Raw genomic sequence first — 5774 nt, forward strand, 5'->3', positions numbered from 1 at the left:
ATCATTATTATGCGAAAACCTTGCCACTCTGCCAAAGCGAAAAAAATTACTTTAACCAGGACTTACGCATTGACAACAAAATCCAGTTATGCGCCTATAAAAAATTGGTATTTTCAGTATGTTTTTTTCATAATTTTCATGAAGTTTTGTCATAAACTCATATTTTTTACTCTCTTCGAAAGTTTGTAAGAAAGTGATTAAAAGGCTACAGCCATTGACATCGCTAGCTTTCATGTTTTCAAAAAACTGTCAATGCGTAAGTCCTGCCTAAGGAAGTAACACATGTTTTAGTTAGTGCTTGCATTAACAACTTAGCACCTAGTCATTGTCCTCAATTAAATATAGTAGAGAGAATCACTCCCTCCACTCCAACGTCAAATAGTTAATGAAATTAAGCAGGCAGTAAGCCTAATAGTAAATCATTTTCAATTTAATGAAATAAATTCATAAAAATAAAATCAAACTATCTAAATCTGCACTTAGAATATAAAAACACTAAAAATTGAAGGAGAATTGCTTTTCACCTCAGCTGGTCGTACAGCAATCTGCATAAAAATAAGCTCTAATAAAATTTCAATTAAAACATACAAATATAGTAGCTAACAGAAAACCACTTGTCTTTCATAAAGAAACAATTAAAATGGAGTTCAATAACTCAAAAAAATAACTAAATTAAGTCAAGCGTTCGACTCGCTTTATCAAGTAATAAAATAAAGGATAGTAACTATGGTGCTGTGTTTGCGCGTTACCAAATCTCCTGAAAATGAAATTGGCTTTAGCCATTACAAAGAATTCTCAAATCAAGGGGGAGTGGTTGGACGCTCAGAGCGCTGTGATTGGTGGTTGCCTGATCGTAGTAATATTATTTCAAACCAGCATATGTTTATCCGCTATCAAGACAATCAATTTTATATTGTCGATAATAGCACCAATGGCACCTCCTTAGGTCATGAAGAAAAAGATGCCCTCATTCCAGGGAAACCTTACTCACTTAGCGAAGGCAGTGAAATCGCAATTGGTGAATATATTCTTCATGTTGAAAAAGTGATTAATAATCAAGAAAAAGAAGAAAAAAACAGCAGTGCATCCGCGACCTCATTACACTCTCACCTTGAAGGCGAGCTCCCCTTCTTGAATCCACATGCTGAAACCGACTTGGAGCGTCTTGTCCAAAATGAACAACACGAGCAAACTCAGACCCAACAGCCTCATACCCAGATGTTTGAAAATAAATTTAATGCCTGGACAAACCCAACGCCAGCTTTTCAAGCAAAAACAGAAACTCCCCCTCCACAACCTGCGCGTTTTGCCCCATTTGAAGCAGCAACGCTTGGCCAACCGCAAGACGCTGAATCTAGCGCTGCAATAGACACAGGTAAGCGTGAAACATTCCGATCACAACCTCAAAAATTCAACCATTTTCAGCAAGATACACAAGCAACACCCGCAGCCGAGCCCACTCCTTTTACCGGATTTCAACATCAAGAGTCGCAAGGGCACATACAGCACCCAAGCTCCACAACAGCGCATCAAACACCAGTGCTAAAACCACAATCAACACAGCCACCACCACAAAGCACACTCACCCAAACGACTCACACCACGAATCAAAAGTCAGCAACACAACAACAGTTTAGCCAATCTAACTTTTTAGATAGCCTCGTTCAACGCTTTGGTTTAAGTCAAGATGCAATCTATGCTTTAGGTGAGGAGCAAGTCACCTCTATTGTTATGGACTTGCTCGAAGGCTCTCTAGAGGGCTTTATTGAATTACTTATTGCGCGCGCAAAAGTTAAAAATGACCTAAACGTCAATATGACCATGATTCAACATGAAGAAAATAATATTCTTAAACACTCAGTTCATGCCAAACAAGCGATGGCTTTATTTCTCCAAACGCAAAGCGACTCATTTTTAGCGGCAAAACCTGCGATAGAAGATACTGTTAAAGATATTAAGCAGCACCAACGTGCATTGTTTGAGGCGGTGAAAAAAGCACTGCAATCAACACTCAATGCTGTCGATCCATTAACCATAGAACGACAAGCCTCCGAAGGCAAGCGCTACTTCTTTCCGGGTAATAAATATAAAGCAGACTGCTGGAAAGACTATAGTAAACGCTTTCAAAACTTACAACGCAATGATGGTGCCTTGCTCTATGAACAATTTTTAGATTATTTCGCTGATACCTATCAAGAAAAAACTCAGAGCTAAATTAATAGCTTCATATCAAATTATTATTTAATTTATAAAAAATAACCAAAAGGCCTTATATATGCTGTTTAAATATAAACCTCTTACCTTAACTATCCTTGCTGTAAGCCTACCTATACTGAGCTTCTCTGCAACAACCAGCATCCCAAAGTTTAAATCACAAGCCAAGCAAAATGCTTATATTCAACAACTGCTCGAAAAAAATAAAGCACAAGAGCGCACTATACAAGCACAAAATAAAAAAATCCAAACACTCAGCCACCCGCCAGCAAAAAGTTCACCCTCACAGGCTCAGTACAATAGTCGTCCACACACGCCATTATCACTCACCCAGGCACAAAAACCACTGACATCTACCGCTAATAATTCAGTCGCACCATTACCCATAAATGGCACAACACCACCTAAATCGTCCTTATTTCAGTTCAACTCTCCAATACCAATAGACTTTAGTGGCTTTGCAACCGCAGGGGCTGGCATTAGCTCTAGCGCACAGCCTTATCAAGCCATGGAAGTTGGTAATATCGATAACCAACTACGCTTAAATAATATTCAACTGGGTCTGCAGATGAATGCACATATCACCGATAATTTATCTGCGGTTGGTCAACTTGTCGCTAATAATGCCTCGCAAAATGATGGCCAGTTTAAAGTGCAGCCTGACTGGGCTTTTTTAAACTATCAACTTGATAATAATTGGAGTGTTTCTGTCGGTCGCATGCGTATTCCAATTTACCTATATTCTTCAAACTTCTATGTCGGCACAAGTTATCCATGGGTCTCCCCTCCTGCTGAAGTCTATAACCTGATGCCGATTTATAACTTTAATGGCGCACAAATCACCTGGGATACTCCACTTGGTCAAAGTGCTTGGTCAATCAATACTAAACTCTATGGTGGTTATATCGATGATACGGTCAATGTGCCACTCGGCCCATCAACACTTACCAGTCATAACGCCATTGGCTTCGATGCACGTTTAACAAATAATATTTTTACATTTAACCTTGCCGCTATGCATATGCGTTTTGATATTTCGCCCTTCCCACAAACAGGGACTGGTATTAATGACTCGTATGCAAACTTGATCACTGCTGGCGCTGCGGCTAATTACCATAACTTCTTCTCTATTATTGAAGGAGGCGTTCGTAATGTTGCCTATGAAATTCCATCGAACCAATCAGCCTATGCCACCTTTGGTTATAATATTGGCAAATGGCAGCCTTCAATTACCTTTGCAGCATTAAGAACCTCGCCACGTGCCAATCGCCCCGCAAGCTATATTACTCCCGATGGCCAAAAAGTAGACATTATGAATACTCAACAAAACTCTGTCACTGTCGACCTGAAATACCATTTAAAACCAAACGTCACTTTAACACTTGAAGATGAGTATGTGCACCCTTTAAACGGCTCTTTTGGCTTCTTCGCAGGCTTTAGAGATGGTAATAGCTTCCAAGTATCATCACTTCCAGGTAATGTTAATATTATTCGTGCAAGCATTAGTGCCGCCTTTTAATCTCATAACCCATAATAACTAACCTAATAATTATAGATGAAACATTTAAAAACATACGCTTTAAAACTAGCATTTATTAGCTTCGCCATAGCACCGTGCTCAACGGTGTGGGCACAAAGCTATGAGGTCATCGTCAATCCGATTAACCAAATGCAACCTCTCTCTAAAGGGGCATTACAACAGCTATTTTTAAAGCAACGCACAGTAGCAGGTTATCAAATTAAAAGTGATGGCAATAAGCACTTATTTAATTTAATACCTATTGATAATCAAAACAGTGAGAGCTATCAAGGATTCTATCTTGCTCTTATGGGCTGGGGAATATCTCAAGTAAATACCTACTGGAATAATAAACGCTTCTCCGGCTCCAGTTTAATACCTCAAGGACTTGCTAATACACAACAAGTGATCAACTACGTTGCCAAACATCAAGCCGCAATTTCCTACATTCCCATCGAAGATGACAGTAGCCAAATTAGAGCTTTACAAATCATTCAATAGGCACTTTTCGTGCCTATTGTTATTACCTTAAGCAGGCTTTTTCCCATAGCGTCTAACTTCTGTATTATTTTTATAATAATCAAATGCATCTAAATAATTTACTGTCCTCGCATATTCAATCTGCATATAACGCCGCTGATGATAAGGTCGGGCAAGTTCTTCATAAATCACAGCATCTGAAAAATCAACACCCGGCTTGGCCGCATCAAAGCGTGTCGCTGAGAACATCAGTTTTTTTATCCCCGCCCAGTAAATCGCTGATATACACATCGGGCAGGGCTCTGCACTACTATAAATAACACAGTAAGACTGCTCACTTGGCTGTGATAATTTCGCTTGACCTTGATAAATACAACCTAAATCGACAACGCCAAGCTCTTTCGCAGCCATTCGAATCACCATCACTTCAGCATGTGCAGTCGGATCATGGTTTAAAACCACTTGATTATGACTCACCCAATGACGAATTACCTCATCAGTCTCATTATCAATTTGTACAATAACCGCACCAAACGGGCCACCACCATTTTTTACAGACTGAAGCGCTTCTTCATTAGCACGCTCTAGCCATTGATTTGCAGGTGCTGAAATTTCTTCATAACACATAATATACGTTTCTCCTTACAAACCGTGAGCTCTGATTCTTATCCTCTTTTAGCAAAGAAATGAAACATAATATCGATATTAACCAATTAATTACCTTATTCTCAAGCATAAACGATTAAATTTAAAGATGCCAACTTCTACTTTCCCCCACATCTTCAAATAGCCGCAACTTATAAAATCCTAAATTTTACCTTTACAACACATCTGCTCTGCGATATAAAGAGTGTAAACAAGCTAAAACTTAGTTATAACCGAATCTTTACGAACTTTATTTTCTTATCCCTTTAATTTAGCCAAAAATATTAAATTTTGGAGATTGCCCATCCTTCTGACTAAAAGTCCATTAAGTAAAATTATAATTAACTAAAACTTTAAAATTTATTTTTTTAAATTATCGGGTATCTAAAATAATAGAGTAAGAAATAATACAGTTATGAGAATATCGCCAACCACTGCCCTATTACTAGTTTTAAAAAAATGTCCTGAAAAAAGCAAACTGATCAGCACCTTACTTTTCAATGGTCGAGACGACAAAAATTGTGACCAGTTTGATTCAACCCTAAACAATCTAGCCTCACTATACCCTGACTCTCATTATGAAATACTCACCTTACGCACAGGTCATAAACATTTTAATCGCCTAAGCTCTTCAAAAGCTATTTGATTTGACCGCACAAGTAATTTATATTTGAGTGCAAAGTGGTTAAGTTGTGCTTTTACACTCAATGTTTCTAGTTTACAAAATGCCACGATTGATGCAAAAATATGATTGCATTGTGACCGAACAGTTTTAGTTGGTGATTATGCTATACTTGCATTGCATTCAATCGACTTATGATATTCTTCAATTTTCCATCGTTTTTGATAGATTTTGTAAAGCCCATCACCATCCGTCTCTAAATCATTTGTTATTAAATAGAGGTGACCTGTTGAC

At 38.2% G+C, this 5774-nt stretch carries 4 protein-coding genes and 1 pseudogene; 3 read left to right on the plus strand and 2 right to left on the minus strand.

Annotated elements, in window-relative coordinates; translation table 11 throughout:
* The first annotated feature begins 738 nt into the window (after window positions 1-738).
* The 3 genes from tagH to C200_RS04755 all read left to right on the plus strand — a co-directional run bounded on the left by tagH (window position 739) and on the right by C200_RS04755 (window position 4234).
* A complete protein-coding gene (gene tagH, locus C200_RS04745; protein ID WP_161625471.1) occupies window positions 739-2214 on the plus strand; it encodes a type VI secretion system-associated FHA domain protein TagH in 1476 nt (491 codons plus the stop codon).
* 61 nt (window positions 2215-2275) lie between these two features.
* Entirely contained in the window at window positions 2276-3733 is a 1458-nt protein-coding gene (locus tag C200_RS04750; protein WP_016211455.1) for a porin family protein, read from the plus strand.
* 36 nt (window positions 3734-3769) lie between these two features.
* A complete protein-coding gene (locus tag C200_RS04755) occupies window positions 3770-4234 on the plus strand; it encodes a hypothetical protein (protein ID WP_016211451.1) in 465 nt (154 codons plus the stop codon).
* 27 nt (window positions 4235-4261) lie between these two features.
* Here C200_RS04755 and C200_RS04760 read toward each other — a convergent pair whose 3' ends face one another.
* Together C200_RS04760 and C200_RS16870 are read right to left on the minus strand one after the other, a co-directional pair.
* Window positions 4262-4840: a nucleoside deaminase gene (locus C200_RS04760; protein ID WP_016211456.1), complete on the minus strand. Its 579-nt coding sequence runs from the start codon at window positions 4838-4840 to the stop codon at window positions 4262-4264.
* Between the two features lie 621 nt (window positions 4841-5461).
* A pseudogene (locus C200_RS16870) lies at window positions 5462-5774 on the minus strand (IS701 family transposase); the annotation flags it as partial.

This window comes from Piscirickettsia salmonis LF-89 = ATCC VR-1361, from assembly GCF_000297215.2.
Lineage (GTDB): Bacteria > Pseudomonadota > Gammaproteobacteria > Piscirickettsiales > Piscirickettsiaceae > Piscirickettsia > Piscirickettsia salmonis.

Coding starts and splice junctions, on each gene's coding strand:
- C200_RS04750 (WP_016211455.1), top strand. CDS start 2,276: ATGCTGTTTAAATATAAACCTCTTACCTTAACTATCCTTGCTGTAAGC.
- C200_RS04755 (WP_016211451.1), top strand. CDS start 3,770: ATGAAACATTTAAAAACATACGCTTTAAAACTAGCATTTATTAGCTTC.
- C200_RS04760 (WP_016211456.1), bottom strand. CDS start 4,840: ATGTGTTATGAAGAAATTTCAGCACCTGCAAATCAATGGCTAGAGCGT.